This window comes from Vibrio sp. MarTm2 (assembly GCF_027587055.1).
Lineage (GTDB): Bacteria > Pseudomonadota > Gammaproteobacteria > Enterobacterales > Vibrionaceae > Vibrio > Vibrio sinaloensis_D.
Genome location: NZ_JAPPTK010000007.1, coordinates 49,813 through 71,308, shown reverse-complemented (window position 1 = coordinate 71,308; position 21,496 = coordinate 49,813). Strand labels below are relative to the sequence as shown.

General features: G+C 46.4%; 22 protein-coding genes and 1 riboswitch. Of the genes, 11 read left to right on the top strand and 11 right to left on the bottom strand.

The features are described 5' to 3' along the window. Positions 1 to 91: 91 nt before the first annotated feature. The 7 genes from OH458_RS14390 to OH458_RS14360 all read right to left on the bottom strand — a co-directional run bounded on the left by OH458_RS14390 (position 92) and on the right by OH458_RS14360 (position 5,770). Positions 92 to 283 carry a hypothetical protein gene (locus OH458_RS14390; RefSeq protein WP_269978820.1) on the bottom strand — a complete coding sequence of 64 codons (192 nt, stop codon included), beginning with the start codon at positions 281 to 283 and terminating at the stop codon, positions 92 to 94. Positions 284 to 364: 81 nt separating this feature from the next. Next, a complete protein-coding gene (locus OH458_RS14385; RefSeq protein ID WP_269978819.1) occupies positions 365 to 1,300 on the bottom strand; it encodes a universal stress protein in 936 nt (311 codons plus the stop codon). A 338-nt stretch (positions 1,301 to 1,638) separates the two neighbouring features. Then, positions 1,639 to 3,729, bottom strand: a complete 2,091-nt coding sequence (locus tag OH458_RS14380) for a VIT and vWA domain-containing protein (protein WP_269978818.1) — start codon at positions 3,727 to 3,729, stop codon at positions 1,639 to 1,641. 120 nt (positions 3,730 to 3,849) lie between these two features. Next, on the bottom strand, positions 3,850 to 4,614 hold the full coding sequence (locus tag OH458_RS14375; RefSeq protein WP_269978817.1) for a helix-turn-helix domain-containing protein: 765 nt from the start codon (positions 4,612 to 4,614) through the stop codon (positions 3,850 to 3,852). Positions 4,615 to 4,825: 211 nt separating this feature from the next. Continuing rightward, positions 4,826 to 5,068 (bottom strand): hypothetical protein, encoded by a 243-nt coding sequence (locus OH458_RS14370; protein WP_269978816.1) that lies wholly within the window; start codon positions 5,066 to 5,068, stop codon positions 4,826 to 4,828. 41 nt (positions 5,069 to 5,109) lie between these two features. Next, entirely contained in the window at positions 5,110 to 5,325 is a 216-nt protein-coding gene (locus OH458_RS14365; RefSeq protein ID WP_038188569.1) for a DUF3820 family protein, read from the bottom strand. 91 nt (positions 5,326 to 5,416) lie between these two features. Then, positions 5,417 to 5,770 carry a helix-turn-helix domain-containing protein gene (locus OH458_RS14360; protein ID WP_005474660.1) on the bottom strand — a complete coding sequence of 118 codons (354 nt, stop codon included), beginning with the start codon at positions 5,768 to 5,770 and terminating at the stop codon, positions 5,417 to 5,419. A gap of 323 nt (positions 5,771 to 6,093) precedes the next feature. Continuing rightward, a riboswitch (cyclic di-GMP riboswitch) is annotated at positions 6,094 to 6,182 on the top strand. A gap of 63 nt (positions 6,183 to 6,245) precedes the next feature. On the opposite strand from OH458_RS14360, the gene gbpA reads away from it, so the two are divergent. Then, positions 6,246 to 7,712, top strand: coding sequence for an N-acetylglucosamine-binding protein GbpA (gbpA, locus tag OH458_RS14355; protein ID WP_269978815.1), 1,467 nt, complete (start codon positions 6,246 to 6,248; stop codon positions 7,710 to 7,712). A gap of 63 nt (positions 7,713 to 7,775) precedes the next feature. Here gbpA and OH458_RS14350 read toward each other — a convergent pair whose 3' ends face one another. Together OH458_RS14350 and OH458_RS14345 are read right to left on the bottom strand one after the other, a co-directional pair. After that, positions 7,776 to 8,933 (bottom strand): D-alanyl-D-alanine carboxypeptidase family protein, encoded by a 1,158-nt coding sequence (locus tag OH458_RS14350; RefSeq protein ID WP_269978814.1) that lies wholly within the window; start codon positions 8,931 to 8,933, stop codon positions 7,776 to 7,778. Positions 8,934 to 9,130: 197 nt separating this feature from the next. Beyond that, positions 9,131 to 9,487, bottom strand: coding sequence for an NADH:ubiquinone oxidoreductase (locus OH458_RS14345; protein WP_269978813.1), 357 nt, complete (start codon positions 9,485 to 9,487; stop codon positions 9,131 to 9,133). Between the two features lie 468 nt (positions 9,488 to 9,955). Here OH458_RS14345 and OH458_RS14340 point away from each other — a divergent pair, with 468 nt between their 5' ends. Further along, complete coding sequence (locus tag OH458_RS14340) at positions 9,956 to 11,119, top strand: threonine/serine exporter family protein (protein WP_269978812.1); 1,164 nt, start codon at positions 9,956 to 9,958, stop codon at positions 11,117 to 11,119. Between the two features lie 30 nt (positions 11,120 to 11,149). Here OH458_RS14340 and arfA read toward each other — a convergent pair whose 3' ends face one another. Beyond that, positions 11,150 to 11,362 (bottom strand): alternative ribosome rescue factor ArfA, encoded by a 213-nt coding sequence (arfA, locus tag OH458_RS14335; RefSeq protein ID WP_443088523.1) that lies wholly within the window; start codon positions 11,360 to 11,362, stop codon positions 11,150 to 11,152. 351 nt (positions 11,363 to 11,713) lie between these two features. On the opposite strand from arfA, the gene OH458_RS14330 reads away from it, so the two are divergent. The 3 genes from OH458_RS14330 to OH458_RS14320 all read left to right on the top strand — a co-directional run bounded on the left by OH458_RS14330 (position 11,714) and on the right by OH458_RS14320 (position 13,063). Next, complete coding sequence (locus OH458_RS14330; protein ID WP_005470115.1) at positions 11,714 to 11,923, top strand: cold-shock protein; 210 nt, start codon at positions 11,714 to 11,716, stop codon at positions 11,921 to 11,923. Between the two features lie 62 nt (positions 11,924 to 11,985). Next, positions 11,986 to 12,525, top strand: a complete 540-nt coding sequence (locus OH458_RS14325) for a YaeQ family protein (protein WP_269978811.1) — start codon at positions 11,986 to 11,988, stop codon at positions 12,523 to 12,525. Then, positions 12,518 to 13,063 carry a hypothetical protein gene (locus OH458_RS14320; protein WP_269978810.1) on the top strand — a complete coding sequence of 182 codons (546 nt, stop codon included), beginning with the start codon at positions 12,518 to 12,520 and terminating at the stop codon, positions 13,061 to 13,063. Before OH458_RS14325 ends, OH458_RS14320 begins: the two co-directional genes overlap by 8 nt. A 48-nt stretch (positions 13,064 to 13,111) precedes the next feature. On the opposite strand, the gene hmpA is transcribed toward OH458_RS14320, so the two are convergent. Continuing rightward, positions 13,112 to 14,284: an NO-inducible flavohemoprotein gene (gene hmpA / locus OH458_RS14315; protein ID WP_269978809.1), complete on the bottom strand. Its 1,173-nt coding sequence runs from the start codon at positions 14,282 to 14,284 to the stop codon at positions 13,112 to 13,114. 239 nt (positions 14,285 to 14,523) lie between these two features. Here hmpA and norR point away from each other — a divergent pair, with 239 nt between their 5' ends. The 6 genes from norR (at position 14,524) to OH458_RS14285 (ending at position 21,335) form a co-directional block, all read left to right on the top strand. Next, positions 14,524 to 16,113 (top strand): nitric oxide reductase transcriptional regulator NorR, encoded by a 1,590-nt coding sequence (norR, locus tag OH458_RS14310; protein WP_269978808.1) that lies wholly within the window; start codon positions 14,524 to 14,526, stop codon positions 16,111 to 16,113. A gap of 111 nt (positions 16,114 to 16,224) precedes the next feature. After that, a complete protein-coding gene (locus OH458_RS14305) occupies positions 16,225 to 16,584 on the top strand; it encodes a glutaredoxin family protein (RefSeq protein WP_269978807.1) in 360 nt (119 codons plus the stop codon). A gap of 27 nt (positions 16,585 to 16,611) precedes the next feature. Then, positions 16,612 to 17,223, top strand: coding sequence for an HAD family hydrolase (locus tag OH458_RS14300; protein WP_269978806.1), 612 nt, complete (start codon positions 16,612 to 16,614; stop codon positions 17,221 to 17,223). A 148-nt stretch (positions 17,224 to 17,371) separates the two neighbouring features. After that, a complete protein-coding gene (locus tag OH458_RS14295; protein ID WP_269978805.1) occupies positions 17,372 to 17,992 on the top strand; it encodes an NAD(P)H-dependent oxidoreductase in 621 nt (206 codons plus the stop codon). Beyond that, positions 17,989 to 19,905, top strand: coding sequence for a monovalent cation:proton antiporter-2 (CPA2) family protein (locus tag OH458_RS14290; protein ID WP_269978804.1), 1,917 nt, complete (start codon positions 17,989 to 17,991; stop codon positions 19,903 to 19,905). Before OH458_RS14295 ends, OH458_RS14290 begins: the two co-directional genes overlap by 4 nt. 83 nt (positions 19,906 to 19,988) lie before the next feature. Continuing rightward, complete coding sequence (locus tag OH458_RS14285; protein ID WP_269978803.1) at positions 19,989 to 21,335, top strand: MATE family efflux transporter; 1,347 nt, start codon at positions 19,989 to 19,991, stop codon at positions 21,333 to 21,335. Positions 21,336 to 21,496 lie beyond the last annotated feature (161 nt).

The window sequence follows — 21,496 nt, the reverse complement described above, 5'->3', positions numbered from 1 at the left end:
GGATTACCTAAAATGCGAAGGCTTTGAAGCAGACCGCTGAAAACTCAAGTCACCATCATCCATTTCAATATAAATTTCGCAATGGATAGACCTACTTACTGTCAGGAGAGACGTAAGAACGCAGGTCGCCATGGGTGTTAGTCTGATCAAAGAAGAAAGTCGACTCTTCATTCAGCGCATTAAGAGCGTCATAGGAGCAGTCACCTATGTCATTTCTCGGACACACATGAATATTAGATCGTTCAAGCATCTCAGTTTTACAAATAGGGCATAGTTTCTTCATACAATCCTCCAGTAAATAATTATTAGCCCGTGGGCTACTGTCTACCTTGGTGTTGCTCTTTCAGCTAAAGTGAACTCTCGGTTACGTAATGGGAGAGACAAAGCCCTCTGGCTTCATGGCGACTAGGGAGCAATTGATCGATTGAAGAATGTTCTCGGCAGTATTACCGATCACAAAGCCAGAAATACCAGTTCGGGCTAAGGTCCCCATAACCAAAACATCGATTTCAGTGTCATTAACACACTCTGGAATTTTATCATCTGGTTTGCCATGCAAGTGGTGAATCACCAACTCACCAGAAATACCTGAATCCTCAATTAGCCTTTTTAATGCTTGTTCGTGCTTTGTTTTTGCTTTTGAAATCTCTTCCGACAACTGTGAATCTTCCACTTGGATCCAAACATGGTTGTCGAGGTAATTCTCCAAATAATATTCCCAACAAGAAATAATGTGTAATCGGCTATCACAGGTGTCCGCAATCGAACGAGACAGTTCCAGCAATCGATGCGAAAGTGCTTGTTGCTCATCACCAATCGCCATCGGGTCCACCGCAACGGCAATGCGCCTTTTATCTCTCGGTTTAGATGCCGGGCGATGAAGCCAAACCGGACAAGGGCACTTGCGCAGTAGCGTCATGTCGATCGCTTTAAAACCTTCAGCCCCTTCACTGAGTGGTTCCGCCTCTTTGATGATCAGGTCATGGTGGTGAGCAATCGCCTCTTGGATAATACAAACCGCTGGTTGTTCACTGCCCTTCACTCGCAATGGAAATGGCACCTGTTCTGGTGAAACATTGTACTGCTCTCGCAGATTTTTCACGCTCTGCTGAAGTGATTCGTGCAGAGAGTGTTCATAGCTTAGTTGATACTGAGAAAGCGTATTTGGAAAATCGGGACAGGCGATCAGTCCTGAAACCGGAACGCGATTACTGGCGGCTATACTGATCGCTTGTCCCAATGCTTCGCTGTGCCCCGGCAATCCCTGTGTGGCAAAAAGTATGTTCTCGAATCGTCTCATACACACCTCCTTGTTGATTAAATATTAGCCAATGGAAGTAGCTTTTTTCTAGCACGCAATTGTAACCACTCATTAGGTGAATGACATTTGTTCTCATTCAGTGAGTTACGCAATAAATCGCATTAAATCCATACGTAAATAAGCCCATTTCTACAGCGATATGTAACAAGTTACGTCAATAATTAGTGAAAGATTGGCTTCAGTAGATGCATCAGGGACAAGAGGCTCAAACTACTCACAACCCTAAGAGTCGCGAATTTATTGCGTAGTCTCACAACAAAAAGCTGTAAGCAAGAGGCTGCAATTACGCAGCCTCTTTCCGGTTTGAACTGTATTTATTAGCGCGGCTTTTTAGCTATTACCCCTCGGCCGGCCACCAACAATATCATGCTCAGCAATACAACAAGGTTTATACTGCCACCACCGCCGCCACTACCACCGCCAGAGTAGCTTGGTGTCGGTTGATTAAATGTCGGCTGATTCTCGTCAGCGCGGGTTGGTTTCACTGGATTGTTCTTTTTAACCTCACGAGCACTTTGTTCTTTCAGTACTCTCGCTTGGTTTTTGCGCTCCATACCCAGTTGCTGGAACATCTCTTCTTCTACCACTAGCAGCGATGTGTAATCTGTTAGCAGTCCATATTCCAAGGCAATATCTTCAATTGCCTGCTCTTTGTCGCGATCTTTTCGCTCCAAATAGTCCATCTGCTCCTGCAGGTCACGAATCGCTGAAAGCGCCCACATTCTTTCAAGTTCAGGATGTTCAGTTGCGGTATTCGGCAGCATCACTTTAGTACGGTACTCACGGGATTCCCCACCAATATCCATAGTCAACTTAATGTCCGCTTCTCCGCCTTGGAAGTAGTGGCCAAACACCGTCAATTGTTCACCACGGTATAGACTGCTGATCTGCTCTGGCGTCAGGTCTTTAATTTTCACGCCATCGATATCAAGCTGGATGTTTCGGTATGCTTGATGTGTCAGTTTGCTGGTCATGCTCATCAGGTGACCGATAATGTCGTCCGCGTTAGATACGGAGGTAGCAACACCGTTCGACAACTTAGTCATTGGCACGAGGAGCGGCGTGTTGGCACTGTTACCCATGATGAAAGTAAACAGTCGCACATCATGTTTTTCCATCAATTCAAAGAAACGGCGTTTTTCGGTTACCCCCACGTTTGCGACACCATCGGTCACTAAGACAATTCCAGTAGGGCGATCATCATCGAGTTTACGAATCGCAGCAGCCATTCCTTCGTAAAGGTTGGTACCATTACTCGGCTCTACCTGCTCGACAGCTTGCAGCGCTTTGCTGATATTGGACTGATTGACCGCAACAAATCCACCCGTTAAGTCATAAGTATTACTGTCGAACATCACAACGCGGAATCTGTCTTCTGAAGGCAACTTACCCAAGCCTTGGCGCACGCCTTCCACAAGCGTCGAGTACTTGCCAGACATGGAACCTGACTTATCCAGCACGAACACCCAGTCGCGTCCTTGTGTTACGCGAGTCAGATCATCACCGGGAGTAAAAGTCAGTTTGACCGTACCGCGATTAGATGACTCTGGGTCACGGTACGCCACCATATCAACTCGCCCCGGCAAGCCATCTTGTAATCGCCAGTAGAAAACGACGTCCTGATCGAGTCTCATTGAAGCCTGAGCGGTTTGCATAGACTCACCCTCTTGCACTACATCGGCAATGTGGTTACTGATGTTTGCCTTCCACGTGGTGTGCTCGCCGTCCGCTTGCTGAGAAATCACTTCCGCAGGGTGCGCTGGCAGCCTGACATCATCCACCGGATAAGCGGAACGTAATGTCACGTTGAATGAAAAATCTTGCTCAACTTTGTCGTTTCGGGTCCAAAAGCTGTTTTTAGCGACATCCACTCCGCCCTCTTCTAGTGGGTAGACATAACGTCCGATGCCATGGTCCAACAAGGCATCTTGCATATAGACGAGTTTTACCTTCACGCTCTGCTGCGGCTGAACTGGATACACTCGAATATCAAAGGTTTTGTATTCATCTTTTTCAGTCAGTGCTGTGGCGTTGCCTTGCGCTTTTTGGTCATCGTAAATCTTACGGGCTTTTTCTTTAGGGACCGCCTCGGCAATGACTGGTGAGCCATTGATCCAATAAATAAACTCGCCCACAACGGCGTTTTGCGGAACAGGGAATGAGTACAAGGCTTCCAGTTCAGAGTCATTGGGATTGAAGAAGGTTTGTTCTATAGACGTGGTTGCGTATCCGTCCTGAATTGCGACATCAACATGATGGGATTCGATCTGAAGATCTTTATATTGGCTGCCAACGGGCTTGAGTAATCCAGCAGCTAGCGCTTTTGATGAAAACGTAGCGATAAGTACAGCGATAAACAAAACGCTCCAGATGGCGGTTTGTGAAATCATTTTCAGTCGGTTCAACATTGTTGCCTCCGTTATCTTCTGTCATCAGAGAGTCTTTCTCTGGCTGTTCAGTAGGTTGCACGAAGGCGAGGCAGCAACAAAGCTCAGCGAGCAAAGTAGCAAATAGTAATACCGCAGGTGTTATCCGATACGACTTTTCTCGATGTCGTCTTTTATTTCGAACTCATCAAACAAAGGGAAGCTCCAGCGACGCATAGCAATCACCATAGAGGTGCCATGTCGCTGCTCCATAGCCAACTCGTTGTCGCTATTGCACGATTCATAAAACTCTTTCACTAATCGTTGAATCCGCTGTTGGAGCTTGTGATTGGTAGGTAACGACATCAACCCTGTCGCCATCACCAGTTTTTCGTCATTTTTGGAAAAGTGCGTATGGAAGAAGGTGTTTACGACCTGATGCTGGAAGAACTGCTGAATAGGTCCCCCTGCGATCCACGAAAACGAGGAGGAGATCTTGAGTTTAACGCGATTACCCGGCATCAACTCAATCACTTTGAGGCGATCAAGGTGCGCCAGTTTTTGAATCAACTGAGGCTCACTGAGATTGTATTGAGTTAGGATTTGTTCAAAGCGATAACCATTGGTGATACAAACGGCAACCAGCAGTAGCGCCTTATCCGCCACTAACTGTTTTTCCTGCTCCCAAGTCAATGAAGAAAGGTTTTGACTCTCTTCTACGGCAAGTTTAAACAGCGCCGTCATTTCCAGATCAATCAAACTGCACACCGCAGACAAACGCTCAAGGCTCATGCTGCCACCGTTAGAGAATAGGCGCTTCACCGAACCTTCACTCAAATCCAGCGCTTTGGCGACATCTTGGTAATTCACACCCTGCGATTTTAATTGCTTTTTCAGTGCCTGAATCACCTGCTCACACTCTGACATCCACCTCTCCTTGATTAATCAACGGGCTCACAACCAACCTCTTGTGAATGTTGGCCATATGACACCTCACGCTAGGTATTTTTCGCAGGTTTGATGTGATATTTCAACCGCTAATTTGGCGAAAAAAAGAGTCAGCCTTAACGGTCTGACTCTTTTTAATAGGAGTGTTCTTGGGGTGTGTAACGATGCTAAGTCAAATTACATGCGTTGATTATTTTAAGTGATGCCCACTGTTTTTAGCGAGTTTTTGCATTGCTTCAGCGAACGTTGTTGTTTTGCCTTTCGCTTTAACTTGCACAACCCTATACCCCATTTTTTCCAACACGTGGCGCTCTGCTAACACAGCTTTATCATCTTGTTGGCTACCTTGTGCTGGCTGGTGTATATAACAACCCTCAAGTTGGCCATCCTCAACCAGTTGGTGATGCCTCAATGCATCGATGTCAAAATTCATAGTCAATATTGTCGTTCTAAGTGGAGAGTTTCTTTGGCAGGTTACATGCGCTTTAAAGGCTTAACAACGGTATCTAAGCCTTCTATTTTTAGCGCTAGACATAGCTTAAGGAGGTCACCAAGCTCCCCTTGAGGGAAGCCTTTCTTATCAAACCAAAGCAAATACTCTTCCGGCAAATCAATCAAGACACGCCCTGCGTATTTACCAAATGGCATTTGCACTCTGGCTAATTTGAGCAAATTTTCTTTTTCGAGCATGACAAACAGTCTGGTTCATTTAAGTTGGCCAAGCATAGCATGTTCATCTGCCACTCTCTAATGTGTGACGTGATAAAGCCTATTTCACAGGCTAGGCATCATGCACTGTGTGCGCGTATTCCACGACAACCTGATTACCTTCGATGTAGGCATTTTGTATTTCGCCATCCACGGTCATTCTGCTTTTCAAGTAAACCACTCTCGGGCCTGCTTCACGGTGCTCTTTTAGCGATGGAAAGGTGTGTTTGGGCTCTAAATGCAGATGACGACAAAAATGGCTGACAAAAGACATCGTCATCGGACGCTCACCACGAAGAACTTGTGAGAACGTCAACTGATTCATACCCAGTTTTTTGGCAAATTCCATTTGGGTTAAGCGCATTTTCGATTTCTGTGACATCCACGTTTGGTAAAGCGCTTCTCGGTCTTGTTCGGTGAATTCCATTGTTGTTCCCTGTATTGGTAGCATCAATAAATTGTCGGCACTTTTATCACAAGGGTTGTCAGGTCAGCGTTAACGGAGCTTAAAGGTTTGGTTGATATTGACGATAATAGGCTTGGGTTCACGGCGAATAAAAGCGAAAAAACCATTCACAAATCAAATATGAATGAGAAATAAAACATTAATTATCAATATTTTATTCAGCTTATCATTGAAAAATAATCAAGTTAATTCATGTCAGAAATTTCAAATCGAGATTGCCCTTCCACAAACGTAATCGGATCGTCGCTTTTAAACAAAACTATCACTACATTTCGCGTGCTCAACTGCACTTCTGGCAAACTATCTGAAAAGTTAGGACGCAAAGTCTCCGGTCTGTCGACTCACTCAAGTCTATGATAGCGGGACCGCCACCCAAGTCGGGTGCCATCATGCCAAGGTGTCATCTTTTTATTCAGCGAATGTATAAGGATAGATGATGAATCAACTCCCTCAAAAAACGCTCATTGCTTTGAGTCTAGTCACTGTCAGTGGAACGGCCATTGGCCACGGCTATGTTTCAGCATATGAAAACGGCGTAGCTGCAAGCCGCGCTGCACTATGTAAGTTCCCAACCAGCGACACCAACGAAAAGAATGCGCAATGCGGTGCCATTCAATATGAACCACAAAGTGTCGAAGGGCCTGACGGCTTCCCAGAAGCTGGCCCCCGTGATGGCAAAATTGCGAGCGCAGAAACCTCTCTCGCCGCCGCATTAGATGAACAAACCGCCAGCCGCTGGGTGAAGCGCCCTATTCAATCCGGTCAACAATTCTTTGAGTGGACGTTTACCGCCAACCATGTAACAAAAGACTGGAAATACTACATCACCAAGGCAGATTGGAATCCAAATCAGCCGCTTGCTCGTCAATCATTTGATTTACAGCCTTTCTGTGTTGTCGATGGCAATATGGTGCAACCACCAAAACGTGTCAGCCATCTATGTGATGTACCAACACGTGAGGGTTACCACGTAATTCTTGCGGTGTGGGATGTTGGTGATACGGCGGCCTCTTTTTACAACGTTATTGATGTGAAATTTGATGGGGATTTGCCTGTTGATCCTGATTGGCGCCAAGGTGGACAGATCAATCCAACCATGGATCTGAACGTCGGAGATACCGTTTTTACACGCGTATTTGACCAAAGTGGCGAAAACATCAGTTACCGAACGCAGATCGTCATTGATAGTGAAGAGCAAGGCAAAGCGAATCAGTGGTCTTTTGCCCTCGCAGACAAAATCAACCAAGAGCAAAACCTCATCCGCTCCGGTGAACGCAAAGAAGATGGCGCTTTTGCCCCTGTGTATGGTTCGAACCCGATTTACCTAAAAGCGGGCTCTTCACTTGAGCGTGTTGAAATAGGCTATGACATTGTAACGCCTGAACCAGAGCTCGATTTGAGTGTTGAAGGCTTGCAAGCTGAGTACACTGTGACCGAAGATGCCACCGTGCTTAACCTTGAACTCTTGGCGACAGGTGATCTCAACGCTGAACTGACGGTGTACAACCATCACAAAGAGTCATTGGCTTCGTACTCGGGCAAGTTAGAAGACGGGGCGGCTCAGTCAACAGAACTAGCGTTATCGAAATCAGAGCCTGGCCATCACATGCTTGTTGTTGTGACCAAAGATGACAAAGGCACACTGGTAGAGCAAGAGACTTTAGACTTCCATTTGGTAGAAGAGCAAACACCACCGCCATCAGGAGAATATAACTATGTTTTCCCTAACGGCATAGAAAGCTACACGGCGGGAACCAAAGTACTCGCGAATGATGGCAACATCTATCAATGCAAAGCATTCCCGTACTCAGGATACTGCGTGCAGTGGTCGCCGTCAGCCAACCACTATGAACCGGGAGTTGGTTCACATTGGGAGTCGGCTTGGGACAAACTGAATCCATAGTTTCACATTTTCGAAGCCAAACAGAAAAGCGAGTGTTTCCACTCGCTTTTTTATATTGGGTTCCTAAAACCAGCTTGAAATCGTTCGCTTAATCCAATCAACGAAGCGTTTAAACAAGCTTCCTTGCTCAACATCTTCTAAGGCCACTAAGTCCGCTCGCGCAACTTCTTGCCCTTCGACGTTATAAATCACATAACCTACTTTGTCTCCTTGTGAGATAGGAGCAGTAAGCTCACCGTTAGTTTCGATTTCTGCTGATAGCTTTGCCGCATCGGCTTTGTTAAGCGTCAAGTAGCTGTCCTGACTCACTCCCACGTTAAGTGAGTCTTTGTCTCCCATCCACACTTTCACTTCACTTAATGATTCCCCCGCCTTTGCAGGAGAAACGGTATCAAAGAATCGGAACCCATAGCTAAGTAGCTGCTTACTTTCCGACTCTCGGCTTTTCGTACTGTTTGACCCCATAACAACACTGATTAATCTCATATTACCGCTCGTCGCAGAAGTCGCTAAGCTATAACCTGCGCCACTGGTGTATCCGGTTTTCATTCCGTCAACGTTCAAACTGCGGTCCCGGAGCAAGCCGTTTCGGTTGTATTGGGTAATGCTGTTATAAGTAAAGGCACGCTCACTGTAGAGGGGGTAAATCGATGGCAAATCTCGGATGATTGCTTGGCTTAGCTTAGCGATGTCATGCGGCGTGGAATACAGTTCATCACTGTCGAGGCCATGCGGGTTTGAAAACGAGGTATTTGCAAGCCCTAGCTTAGTCGCCCAGCTATTCATCAGGCTGACAAAAGCCCCTTCGCTGCCAGCGACATGCTCTGCGATGGCAACACTTGCATCGTTCCCTGATTGAACAATCAAACCACGATACAAATCGTGCAACGAGACTTCAGTACCGACTTCAATAAACATCTTTGACGAATCAGGAAAGTTTTTCGCCCAAGCGCGTTGGCTGATCGTGACTTGGTCTTCTAATGAAATATTGCCATTTCGAATTTCTTGCCCTGCAACATAAGCCGTCATCAACTTAGTGAGACTCGCAGGGTTAAGCTGAGCATCGGCATTTTTTTCAACCAGTACGGCGCCGGTGTGATAGTCCAATAAGATATAACCCTTCGCGCCGATCACTGGAGGATCGGGGATGATGGTAGGAGCAGCTACAACGCTAAAAGAAAACAAAGAGACGAGTGTGGAAGTGAAAAACGTTTTTCTCATAGTGACGCTCTATAGTCCAAATGAAATTAGGGAACGGTTTGAGTATAAACAACGTGGTCATGCACGCAGCAGCTTTGTAATCAATCGTTACCTTTAATCGCGATTTATCGAAATTATTGCGAAATCGAACCCAATTTTGGGCACAAAAAAGCCAGCGACCTAAGCGCTGGCTTTCAATTCTACTGACAACAAACTGTTTAAGCGGTTTTTGCTTTCAAGCTCTTGTTCACTGCGCGGTCTTTCACTTTAAACCACAGGTAAGTCGCTACAATTGAGAAGAACAAGTACGACAGCGAGAACACAAACGGAGACGTTACTAGACCTTGGCTAAAGCCCCAAACCACACCACCAACCGTGATTGATATTTTGGCTAGAAAGCCACAGATCAGTAATACAAGTGCTAACTGAGGAAAACGGCTGCTTCTGAATGCGAACCAGTAACATGCTCCAACAGCAAGAGTTGCAATGTATAGGCCTAATAGAAACGAATGAAGGTGTTCAGCAGATGCGACACCAGCAGTCACGGAAATGATAAACAGGATAAACAACTTCATACGACACCTCGCTTTTAAACTAGAAAAAGCTTCCTTTCATTTTTGCAAACTCATTTTGCGTATATTTTCGCCCATCTCAGAAAAAGATCAAGGGGCCAAATTGTATCTTTTTTGTACAAAACTAAACCAAACAACAAATGTAAATCCTTTGTTAACGTCCGGTTTTATAAGAACCTTTGCCAATTCTAACTTTACGATTTTTTCCCAGAGCTCAACTTTCAAATGTTACATTTAGATAACATTTGAAACATTTTAAAACTTTTGTTTTTTGTGACAAACAACCTTCTATGGTTGGAGGGTAAATCCGCCAGAAGACACAATGAAACCTAAGATTTCAAATTCCCCCCTTCCTTTACTGATTGTTCTATTTATTTAGTGTGAGCTTAGCCACTGTTCGCGTGCCTTTGACTCGTTTAGCAAACAGAGCTCTGGTACCTTTGCGTCACATATTTTTACGTACTACATACCATGCCTTCAGAGTACAGAATCCGTAAAATCGTCGAGATAGGCGATACTCTCCACCGTTGTGGATGCGCGCCCTACAAACTGGAAAAATACACACAGTTTTACGCACGAAAACATGGTGTCGATGTGATGATTCAAGCGACCCCGACTACCGTCAACTATCAGTTCCCTGATGACAATAATGCCGTCATCATGAAGCGACACCAGCCTGCATCCATCAACTTAAGTTTGTTGGCGAACACCATCATTCGCATTAACCAACCGAGCCAAGAGCCGGTTCCAGAGCCGGTTGGTTATCCTAAATGGGTTATTGCACTCGCCAATATGGGGATCCCACCGGCCTATCTAATGTTGGTGGGCTCAACCATGGACGCGATATATCTTTCTGTGTTCTTGGGGTTTATGGTGTGGTCAGCACAACAAGTGTGCAAAGCTAGGCGCTCGATCGCCGTTGAGTTCATTGCTGCCTTATTGACGGGCATATTGGTTGCATTCTTCGCCAGTACCGGCGCAGAGATCCCTGTTTGGGCACTCTGCATCGCTGCGATCGTCCTGTTTGTTCCGGGACTTTCCATCGCCAACTCTTTGGAGTGCCTTGCATTCAATGACTTAGTGTCAGGGACCAGTTTGCTCGGTCAAAGTGCATTGGCCTTAATAAAACTGTTTGTTGGCATTGTTATGGGATTGAACATTGGCGAGTCTATTTGGGGGCAAGCGGAGCCACTAAACTACATTAATGAAGTCCCTATCGCCCTGCACATTTTTGGTCTATTCCTTATCTCAGTTTCATTGGGCATTATCTTTAACGCCAGACCAAAGGATATTCTACTCGGCCTGCCGGTTGCGATGCTTGGGATGTGGGGGCCATTTTACCTAGGCTTTGAAAGTGGTTGGGTGGTTGGCACTTGGGTAACAACGGTATTGATTACGCTTTATGGTACTTGGGTAGCTAAAAAACTCGACCTCACCGGATCGATATACATCGTTCAAGGTATCATCATTTTAGTCCCGGGAAGCCGTGTATTGGTTAGCGCGAGCCAATCAGTGTTTGAGCAATCCATTCTTCCGATCCCGAGTATTGGTCTTTCCGCTCTGTTCATGTTTTCAGCCATCGTCGCAGGACAAATCACCGCGTACTCCATCTACTCTCCGAAAATAGAGCGTTAAGTAAACAAAAGCCCTATTCGAAAGACGCTGTTAAGCAGCTTTTGAATAGGGCTCTTTCCCTCTGTGTTTCATTTTGCGGCTGAAACTGCCTTTGCCTTTTTTCGCTTTTTCCACTCTCACTTTAAACAATTCACTGGTAACAACCGCTTTCAAAGCGTTATTCTTGATCTCGCCGCGTCCCACTTCTAATTCGTGTTGCAACGAGCGCTCTTTCCTCATCTTCTGAGGTTTATTTTTGGCCATATCTAGCTCCTTTGATTTTGGGTTTTCATTGGTCACTAAAGAGAATTTACTCAGCAACCAAAGCAGACGAATGTTACACCAAGAATAATCAAAACTGTATAAATTTAAATCTTTTACCTAGCGCAAATTTTGAATGAAAAAGCCTGTGACAACTGAGATTTGCCCCGAAATCTTATTGACTTAGTTGCACTTCAGCCTACACTGGATTTCAGCTAGAAAACGGTTCTTGTTTACCCCGCCGTTTCGTTGGATTTATGACTGTCCGCCGTAACGTCGTGCTCAATAGCAATCTCCTTTTCCACGCTATCGGTGCCGTCATGGCTTTTGCAAGATTTATCAAGGATATACACTATGTCTAACACTGTAACTGGTACAGTTAAATGGTTTAACGAAACAAAGGGTTTTGGTTTTATTAAGCAAGAAAATGGTCCAGACGTTTTCGCTCACTTCTCAGCAATCACAGGTGACGGTTTCCGCACTCTTGCTGAAGGTCAAAAAGTTGAGTTCGTAATTACTCAAGGTCAAAAAGGCCCTCAAGCAGAAAACATCAAAGCGGTTTAATCACAACCACTTACAGCATACAATAGCCAGCACTATCGCTGGCTATTTTTTTAAGTATTACTATGGCACTCAAACCCACTATCTATAAATTCCGTCTTTCGCTCTCTGACACGAATAGAGATGTGTACGATTCAGCGCAACTGACGATCGCGCAACACCCATCTGAAACCATCCCTAGAATGATGGCTCGTGTCCTTGCCTTTTGTGCCAAGTACCAACCGGACTTGATGTTTACCAAAGGCTTGTCCACCATTGAAGAGCCAGACCTATGGGTAAAATCACTTGATGATCAGATTCAGTACTGGGTTGAAATTGGCGAGCCTTCATTAGATCGAATCAAAAAAGCGACTCGATTGTCACCTCGTGTGGATGTGTTTAGCTTCAACAGCAAATCTGATGTCTGGTGGGCACAAACCAAAAACAAAGCGCATCAATACAACGCGAGCTTTTACCGCTTTAACTGGGATGCAATCGAAGCGTTATCAGAAGTTGTCGAGCGAGGCATGGATATCTCGGTGATGATTACCGGCGATAGTCTGTTTGTCGACGTCCCACAAGGCTCTTTTGAAGTACAGTTAGAGACCCTATACAGCAATGAGTGAGCTTGATAAGTCACTGCGAGAGATTAACGCTGACGTCCTGTTAAAATCACCGCAGCAAGAGCAGCAGTGGCAACTGTTTTGTGAACAGCATGAGCGCTTATTTGTGCAAGTGAGTAAGAAAAAACCCGATGTTGATTTTACTCATCACCTGTTGGGTATTTTGACCAAAGCGCATATCGAGGCTCAAGCAACCATCGAAAATCACAAGCAGGCGATTCAAGCGATGCAGCAAACCATGTCTAGCCATTTAGGGGATGAGGAAGCCAAAAAGTTTAACAACCAAAGCTTGCTGCAACTCGAGTTTGTCACCCATATGTGGTTATACCTGCAGGGTTACTTAAAGATGGACTTTAGTCTGGCAAATGATCATGCCGAGCAAACAGCGCTCACTATCACAGCGGTTACGCCGAGAGATAGCCACGACCTGCGCACAGAGTTTCTCGAAAGCTTTTATTTGGGCGATCAACACTCGCCACTTGTTCAAAAACGACACTGGTTCTGGTCGTTGATTACTAAGCTGTTTAGTCCAAAACCATAAATTAAGGCCTTCGATTGAAGGCCTTTTGCAATAAAATGCGCACCCCATTTACAGGTAAGTGTGTGGGCCAAACACCTCATAATGGATGCGATCGCGTGACACGCCTAGTGATGCAAGCTGCTTAACAATGCTCTCCATAAACAGCACCGGACCACAAATATAAAAATCCGCCTCAGTCATAGGCAGTACTTCACTCACAAGGCAAAGATCCATTTGGCCAGAGAAATCCGCTTCTGCGTTTAGATACCACGCAAACTGCTTCCACCCTTGCTGCTCAATTAATTGTGCCGTTTCTTGCTTGAACGTATGCTGCTCGGCCCCATTACACGCGTACAAGTAGCTCACATCTTGCTTACCGGCATCCGCGAGACTATGAAGCATAGACTGCATTGGTGTCGCCCCAACACCCGCCGAAATTAACACTACAGGCACGTTCTTTTCTTGATAGTAAAAGTCGCCTGCTGGTGCGTATAAGCGAACCACATCACCCACTTTGACAGCATCATGCATGTGATTCGACACCAAGCCCTTGTGCTCGCCCACTTCACGCTTAACAGAGATACGATAGTCTTTGCCATTTGGTTTGTGCGATAACGAATACTGCCTGATCTCAACATGTTCTGAACCTGCAGGCTTCACCTCAATGCCCAAGTATTGTCCGGGTTGATAATCTAGCACTGCGCAACCATCAACGGGAGAAAGGACAAAGCTGGTGACCAACTCAGACTCGCGGATTTTTTGCGTAACTTTGAATTCGCGCGCGTTCTCCCAACCGCCTTTGGCTTGGCTGCGCTGCTGATACAAGTCACCTTCACGAGCAATAAAAATCTGCGCTAAAAACAAATAAGCCGCTGTCCAGGCTTCCTCCACTTCCGCCGTAAATGCGTCTGGCGCAAGTTCACGTAGGGTCTCAATCAAATGGTGACCGACAATGTGATAATGCTCGGCTTGAATATTGAAACTGGTATGTTTGTGAGCAATACGCTCTACCGCAGATGTCAGAGCTGCAAGGTTCTCAATGTTCTTTGCATACGCTGCTACCGCCTCAAATAATGCGACACTTTGGCGTCCTGTTTTTTGGTGCGTCATATTGAAAATGTCTTTGAGCTCAGGATTATGCGCAAACATACGCTGATAAAAGTGGGCCGTAAGCGCTGGACCGGCACTTTCAAGTAATGGAATAGTGCTCTTTACAATGTCAATATGCTGGTTGTTAAGCATGAAGTTCTCCTCAATGGGGTTTTATTTATACGTTATGTTTACAACTTTACTACCCAGCTTAGAGCACAAATGGTGCCAACTTCTTGTTTACCGATGGCGCTATGGTTCATGGCAATAAAACAAGAGAAACTAGGTCAAAATGACCTTTTGATTTCATGTCTATTTGACTCTACAATGCATGAATCACTCACGCCAAGTGAGTACAAAACATCCTATTTAAAACAAGTGCTTGGATCATTATGCAAGATATCTCTGTTTCCACGTTGATCGATATGACCATCAGCCTTGCTGCCGGTGACAATGACCACGATAGATTCAACAAATTACTCGATGCCATCCGTAAGGCGATTCAATGTGATTGCGTCGCACTACTCTCACTTCAAGGTGATACTCTCGTTCCTTTAGCCATTCAGGGGCTGACTCGAGACACACTAGGGCGTCGATTTAAAGTAGACGAGCACCCAAGGTTTAAAAAAATCTGTGAGTCCAAAAGTGCCATCCGTTTTGACGCCGACTGCGAACTTCCCGATCCTTTTGACAACCTACTACTAGATTATGAAGGCGACCTGCCAATGCATGCCTGCATGGGACTGCCGCTGGTTTACGCGGAGACGCTCATTGGTATTCTCACCCTAGATAGCCTGACACCGAATGTATTTGACCAGATTCCTACTCGTAGTTTAGACGCTCTCTCTGCCCTTGCTGCATCAAGCCTTAAGGTCGCACTCACCGTTAGCCAATTAGAGCAGCAAGCGAAGCAGACTCAACAACGTTTTGAAGAACTCAATGAGGAGGCATGGGAGCGAGATGGCGGAGAGATCATTGGCGCCAGTGATTCGATGCAATTGCTCAAGTCGGATATTGAGGTGGTGGCTCCATCAAATTTCAACATACTGATTCACGGTGAAACCGGCGTAGGCAAAGAGTTGGTCGCCCGCAGCCTTCATCACTTGTCGGCACGAAAAAAACAACCCTTGGTCTATGTAAACTGTGCTGCGATTCCAGAAAATTTGGTCGAAAGCGAGCTGTTTGGTCATGTAAAAGGGGCGTTTACTGGGGCCGATAAATCCCGTATGGGCAAATTTGCTCTGGCTAACGGCGGCACGCTCTTTCTCGATGAAATTGGTGAACTTCCGCTTGCCGCGCAAAGCAAAATATTACGAGCACTGCAAAACAACGAAATTCAGCCCGTTGGCCAAGACAAGGTTGAAACCATTGACGTGCGGGTGCTTGCCGCCACTAACCGTGACCTCAAAAAGGAAGTCGCTGACGGCCGCTTTCGCTCTGACCTCTACCATAGATTGAGCGTTTACCCGATTCAGGTTCCGCCGCTTCGCGAACGCGACGGGGATATAATTCTGCTAGCAGGGTACTTCCTAGAGCAAGCAAGACGAAAACTTGGCATTGTACAAATCAAGTTGGGAAAAGAAGCTCGACTGGCTCTGGCCAAGTATAATTGGCCAGGAAACGTTCGAGAGCTCGAACACGTTATTAATCGTGCGGCGCTTAAAGCACGGGCAAGAGTGCGAAGTGGTCACCTTATCACGGTGACTCTTGAAGATATTGGCGATCTGCATTCCGTATCAGGGTTAACCGCCCAAGCGTCCTCGGCTCCAGCCACATTGACTCATGATATTGACTGGTCGAAAGGGCTTCGTGAAACGACGGAATCCTATCAACGAACCATCATCATGGCCGCCCTCACCGAAGCCAATTTCAACTGGGCTCAAGCAGCGCGGGAGCTTAAAACCGACCGAGCCAACCTGACTCGCTTAGCGAAACGCTTAGGCATAAATGTCACTAAAAAACACCAAATAGAACTCAACTAAGCCAGTATCCTCTTGATTACAACTTGGTTACAATAGGCCACATAAGGATGGGACGGGCTACCTAACCCATCCACTATTAAGTCAACCTCCAGCTACACTAAAGGGAATAGTATGAAATTTATTCGTTGGTTTTTGGGCCGCGTTATTTTGTTGCTCAACTTTGTTTTCTCCCCAAGAGGAGTCAAACGTTCACCAGATGCGCAAAAAGAGGCCGATACCAAAGCGCAATCCATGGCCCTGTATCAATTTGAAGCGTGTCCATTTTGTGTGAAAGTTCGCCGTGCAATGAAGCGTCAGTCAGTGAATATTGAGCTCAGAGATGCTAAAAATGATCCAACCCATCGCGCTGCTCTTGAAGCGGGTGGCGGCCGTATTAAAGTGCCATGCCTTCGCATTGAAAAAGATGGCCAGGTCGAGTGGATGTACGAATCTTCAGACATCGTCACTTATCTGGAGAAAGAGTTCGCCTAACACCCATTTAAACATAAGGTACAGTCTATGCCCGCAATTCAACTTGATACTACCTCCATCAAAGCAATTGTATTCGACCTAGACAATACCTTAGTGAGTTCAAACATGGACTTTAAATGGTTAAGAGAGCAAATCGGCTGCCCTTTAGACAGTGATTTGCTCTCATTTGTCGACACGCTGAACTGCCCTGTTGAAACCGAACAAGCCAATGCAATGATTCTCCAACACGAACTTGACGATGCTCAGCACTCAACGCCGATGCCGGGTTGCATGAAACTGCTCGACTTCATCAACGCCAATCAACTGCAAACCGCCATCATCACTCGCAACTGCGAGCAAGCTGCCAAACAAAAAGTCACTCACAACCAGTTGGATATTTCACGCATCATCAGTCGGGAACACTATCCGCCAAAACCCGCTCCTGACTCCTTACTCGCTCTTGCCAAAGAATGGTCACTCCGAGCGCATCAAATTCTCTATGTCGGCGACTATCTGTATGATTTACAAGCGGCTTATAACGCCAATATGCCCTCATGCTTGGTGACTCATGGACAAAGAGCGCAATTTACAGACCACGCCTCGTTAGTGGTTGAGTACCTCGACGACATCATTGACGCCATCAGCCGCGGCAGTCGTTAGCACGAGGCTCCCTCCGACAAACTCACACATGGATTGTCCACGAATTTTTGAAACTGTTTCTGTCATTTAGTAAAGGTTACAAATGGTTAAAACGGTATCTCTGTGCAACAATAACCTCATTCTATAAAACCGTGAGTCTTTGTTTGCTATGCCAACCAACAACGTCCTTGTTCTCTATGCTCATCCGTCACCGAGACGTTCAGAAGTGAATCAACCTTTGTTCCGCGCGGCAAAGGCGATCGAAGGTGTCACCGCGGTCGATCTCTATTACGAGTACCCAACTTACAACATCAATATAGACCTCGAACAACAACGGTTGCGCGATCACGACATCATCATTTTCCAATTTCCGCTTTATTGGTATTCCACGCCATCCATCTTGAAGGAGTGGCAAGATCTTGTGCTGGAGTATGGTTTCGCGTACGGCAGCGAAGGTAATGCCCTCCACGGCAAGAAGTTTTTCTGCGCCCTCACCGCTGGCGGCAAAGAAGACGCCTATCAAAGTGATGGCTATAACCATTTTACGATTCGAAAACTGCTCTACCCGCTTGAGCAAATGGCATCACTCACGGGGATGAGATACCTCGCACCTTTCGCCCTGTTTGGCGCAAGAACAGCAAAAGAAGAAGGGCGAATAAAACAGCACGTTGAAGAGTGGAAAACGCTTCTTCAAGCGCTTGTGGATGGGCGCTTAGATTTTAAACAGGCAACAAAAGCAGAAAAACTGACTCATTGTTTAGCGAATATCAAAACTGAGGACAAGGCATGACGGGTTACTTTCTCCAAGCATTTATCTACCTTGTCGCAGCCGTTATTGCTGTCCCCATTGCAAAGCGACTCGGCCTTGGTTCGGTACTCGGCTATTTGATTGCCGGGGTAGTCATTGGCCCAATAATCGGTTTGGTTGGCGAAGAAACCACCACCATTCAACACTTTGCCGAATTTGGCGTTGTCATGATGCTATTTCTGGTCGGTTTAGAGCTAGAGCCGAAAATGCTCTGGTCAATGCGAAATCGACTTCTGGGCCTTGGCGGTCTGCAAGTTGTCGGTACTGCGGCTCTGATCATGGCGATAGCTCACTACTTTAATCAACCGTGGACAATTGCCTTAGCCATCGGCCTGATTTTTGCGCTTTCATCAACTGCGATCGTACTGCAAACCTTTAACGAAAAAGGGCTCAGTAAAACAGAGGGCGGCCAAAATGCCTTTTCGGTTTTGCTATTTCAAGACATTGCTGTTATCCCAATGCTGGCGTTTATTCCCTTGCTTGCTTTGCCCGAATTGGTCGAAAAAGCGCAGTCTGGCGCTGCAGCGGCTGCGGCACACCATGAGGAACTGAGCCTAGTCGCCGGATTACCTAGTTGGGCCTACGCGATCGTGATTGTGGTCTCGATAGCAAGTTTAGTGGTTGGAGGGCACTATTTGAGCCGTCCACTGTTCCGATTTGTCGCCAGCTCTGGCCTACGGGAGATCTTCACTGCCACGGCGTTGATGTTGGTCGTTGGCATTGCCGCGTTGATGAGTTTGGTTGGGCTATCTCCTGCATTAGGCGCGTTTTTGGCTGGTGTCGTATTGGCAAACAGTGAGTTTCGCCATGAATTGGAGTCGAACATCGACCCATTTAAAGGCTTATTGCTCGGCCTGTTTTTTATCACCGTCGGGGCGGGCATCAACTTTGCCATCCTGTTCAACCAGTTCTTTGTTATCGTTGGTCTAACGCTTGGGGTCATGCTGCTCAAAGCGCTGATTCTTTTCGTATTAGCCTTTGCTTTTCGTATCAAGAGCAGCAATCGATGGTTGTTTACACTGAGCCTTGCCCAAGCTGGTGAATTTGGTTTCGTATTGCTGAGCTTCACGGTGCAAAATCACGTTATTCCTGTTGAGCTTGCGCAAACACTCTCTCTCGTCGTCGCCCTATCGATGTTTTTAACACCAGGCTTATTCATCTTCTTTGATAAAGTCATTCTTCCTCGCTACCAGCATCAGTCCAATGATCAGGTCGCTGATAGAATAGAAGAACATGGCAGCGTGATCATTGCAGGAATTGGTCGCTTCGGTCAGATTGTGAATCGACTGCTTGTGTCTAATGGAATAAAAACCGTGGTTCTTGACCATCAGGCTGACCAGATTGATGTCGTTCGCCAAATCAACACTGAAGCCTATTTTGGTGACGCCACCCGACCGGATATGCTTCACACGGCGGGGATTGAAGAAGCAGAAATGTTGGTCATCGCTATCGATAATCGCGAAAGCAGCGTTGAACTCACTAAGTACGTCAAACACACCTACCCGCATGTCAAAGTTCTTGCTCGTGCCTTTGACCGTGGTCATGGTTACCTTCTTCGCCAAGCGGGCGCGGATGTGATCGAACTTGAAACCTACCACTCAGCATTAGAACTGGGCGCGCATGCGATGCGTGGCCTCGGGCACCATCCATTCTTTGTTGAGCAGCAAAAAGCGGCTTATCAGCGGGTCGAAAATCGCAAGTCAGACAGTTTGTATCAAGCTTGGGAAGAAGATTCGAGCGGAGAGCGGTTTGACAATAATTACCGTAAACTGTTTATGCACCTTGAAGAGCAGATCAAACTTGAAATGACGCGAGATCGATCCGACAAACATGCAGCAGACGAACGAGGCTGGACACCTCCGCCAAAAGGGTACGCAGACGATCTTGACGACTAACCCGCAAGAACAGTTTTCCAAGTGCCGAGGTCATGCCTCGGCTTTGCTTTCTAAAGAACCGCCTTCACTAAAATAGAGAGATTATGGCTTCAAACACGCTAAATACATCGCCTTCTTTGGCACGACAACTTTTTAATATGACTTGGCCAATGTTATTTGGTGTCTTGTCGCTAATGAGCTTCCAACTGATTGACAGTGCTTTTATTGGTCAGTTGGGCGTTCTACCGCTGGCCGCACAAGGTTTTACGCTGCCAATACAGATGATCATTATTGGTATACAAGTCGGTTTAGGTATCGCAACAACGGCAGTCATTTCCAGAGCTCTGGGCGCAAAACAAGAACGTTATGCGCAGCAGCTAGGAGGCTTGATCATTGTGATGGGCAGTGTCGGCGTCGCCCTCATCTCGCTGTTCATTTATCTGCTGCGTGGCCCTATCTTGGCGCTACTTAGCGCGCCTGAATCGGTACTCCCGATCATTGATAGCTACTGGATTGTTTGGCTTGTTAGTGCGTGGACAGGCGCCCTTTTATACTTCTTTTACAGTATATGTCGTGCGAATGGTAACACCATGCTACCAGGCACCATGATGATGGTTACGAGTTTACTCAACCTCGTATTGGACCCGATTTTCATTTTTACCTTTGATCTGGGTATCAATGGCGCTGCTATTGCAACTATCTTGGCATTTGGTATCGGGATTCTTGTCGTTGCACCCAAAGTTAGCCGAAAAAAGTGGCTTTGTTACCAATGGGCTGACCTTGATGTCAGCCAAAGTGTTCGTTCGATTGCCAACATTATGGGACCTGCCATGATCAGCCAACTGCTGCCTCCTTTATCTTCCATGTTAGCTACGAAACTGCTTGCCAGTTTTGGCACGGCGGCTGTCGCTGCTTGGGCGCTCGGATCTCGATATGAGTTTTTCGCCATCGTATCCGTGTTGGCTCTAACCATGTCAATGCCTCCAATGATAGGACGACTGCTTGGCGCCAATAAGTTAGATGACATTCGCCAATTGGTGAGCATCGCTTGTCGTTATGTCCTAGGGTTTCAGCTGCTTATTGCCTTGATTACGTGGCTAGGCGCTGAGCCACTTTCAACTCTGATGACCAGCGAAACCAACGTGAGCGATATTCTCCATTATCACCTGCTAATCGTCCCATTCAGCTTGGGCGCCTTAGGTATCTGTATGTTGATGGTGTCTGTCGCAAACGCACTTGGAAAATCCTACACTGCGTTGACGATTTCAGCGCTGCGGTTGTTTGCGTTCTTCTTGCCATGTCTTTGGGTTGGTGCTCAATTAGCGGGGATTGAAGGACTATTTTGGGGCTCATTAGTGGGTAATTTCCTTGCAGGTGGCTGCGCATGGTGGATGTATCAAAGAGCCCTGGTTCAATTGGAACAGCAGTCGGCAGATAAAGAGGTTGCATAGCACTTACTATCACGTTAGGCTAAAAAGTCATCAAACAGGATTATGATTATGCACTGCACGTTTACCTACCTTTGGCTCCTTCTGCTTAATGCCCGTAGCTGGTAGGTAACTGTATGCCTGGCTACGAGAGAACGTAGCCAGTCGCCCACTCTCTCGTCGCC

Bases quoted from the DNA above. Each gene is read 5' to 3' on its own strand.
- OH458_RS14300 (WP_269978806.1), top strand. From the start codon at position 16,612: ATGCCCGCAATTCAACTTGATACTACCTCCATCAAAGCAATTGTATTC.
- OH458_RS14360 (WP_005474660.1), bottom strand. From the start codon at position 5,770: ATGGAATTCACCGAACAAGACCGAGAAGCGCTTTACCAAACGTGGATG.
- OH458_RS14390 (WP_269978820.1), bottom strand. From the start codon at position 283: ATGAAGAAACTATGCCCTATTTGTAAAACTGAGATGCTTGAACGATCT.
- OH458_RS14325 (WP_269978811.1), top strand. From the start codon at position 11,986: ATGGCACTCAAACCCACTATCTATAAATTCCGTCTTTCGCTCTCTGAC.
- norR (WP_269978808.1), top strand. From the start codon at position 14,524: ATGCAAGATATCTCTGTTTCCACGTTGATCGATATGACCATCAGCCTT.
- OH458_RS14305 (WP_269978807.1), top strand. From the start codon at position 16,225: ATGAAATTTATTCGTTGGTTTTTGGGCCGCGTTATTTTGTTGCTCAAC.
- OH458_RS14295 (WP_269978805.1), top strand. From the start codon at position 17,372: ATGCCAACCAACAACGTCCTTGTTCTCTATGCTCATCCGTCACCGAGA.
- OH458_RS14320 (WP_269978810.1), top strand. From the start codon at position 12,518: ATGAGTGAGCTTGATAAGTCACTGCGAGAGATTAACGCTGACGTCCTG.
- gbpA (WP_269978815.1), top strand. From the start codon at position 6,246: ATGAATCAACTCCCTCAAAAAACGCTCATTGCTTTGAGTCTAGTCACT.
- hmpA (WP_269978809.1), bottom strand. From the start codon at position 14,284: ATGCTTAACAACCAGCATATTGACATTGTAAAGAGCACTATTCCATTA.
- OH458_RS14350 (WP_269978814.1), bottom strand. From the start codon at position 8,933: ATGAGAAAAACGTTTTTCACTTCCACACTCGTCTCTTTGTTTTCTTTT.
- OH458_RS14330 (WP_005470115.1), top strand. From the start codon at position 11,714: ATGTCTAACACTGTAACTGGTACAGTTAAATGGTTTAACGAAACAAAG.
- OH458_RS14290 (WP_269978804.1), top strand. From the start codon at position 17,989: ATGACGGGTTACTTTCTCCAAGCATTTATCTACCTTGTCGCAGCCGTT.
- OH458_RS14365 (WP_038188569.1), bottom strand. From the start codon at position 5,325: ATGCTCGAAAAAGAAAATTTGCTCAAATTAGCCAGAGTGCAAATGCCA.
- OH458_RS14340 (WP_269978812.1), top strand. From the start codon at position 9,956: ATGCCTTCAGAGTACAGAATCCGTAAAATCGTCGAGATAGGCGATACT.
- OH458_RS14375 (WP_269978817.1), bottom strand. From the start codon at position 4,614: ATGTCAGAGTGTGAGCAGGTGATTCAGGCACTGAAAAAGCAATTAAAA.
- OH458_RS14380 (WP_269978818.1), bottom strand. From the start codon at position 3,729: ATGTTGAACCGACTGAAAATGATTTCACAAACCGCCATCTGGAGCGTT.
- OH458_RS14385 (WP_269978819.1), bottom strand. From the start codon at position 1,300: ATGAGACGATTCGAGAACATACTTTTTGCCACACAGGGATTGCCGGGG.
- OH458_RS14285 (WP_269978803.1), top strand. From the start codon at position 19,989: ATGGCTTCAAACACGCTAAATACATCGCCTTCTTTGGCACGACAACTT.
- OH458_RS14345 (WP_269978813.1), bottom strand. From the start codon at position 9,487: ATGAAGTTGTTTATCCTGTTTATCATTTCCGTGACTGCTGGTGTCGCA.
- arfA (WP_443088523.1), bottom strand. From the start codon at position 11,362: ATGGCCAAAAATAAACCTCAGAAGATGAGGAAAGAGCGCTCGTTGCAA.
- OH458_RS14370 (WP_269978816.1), bottom strand. From the start codon at position 5,068: ATGAATTTTGACATCGATGCATTGAGGCATCACCAACTGGTTGAGGAT.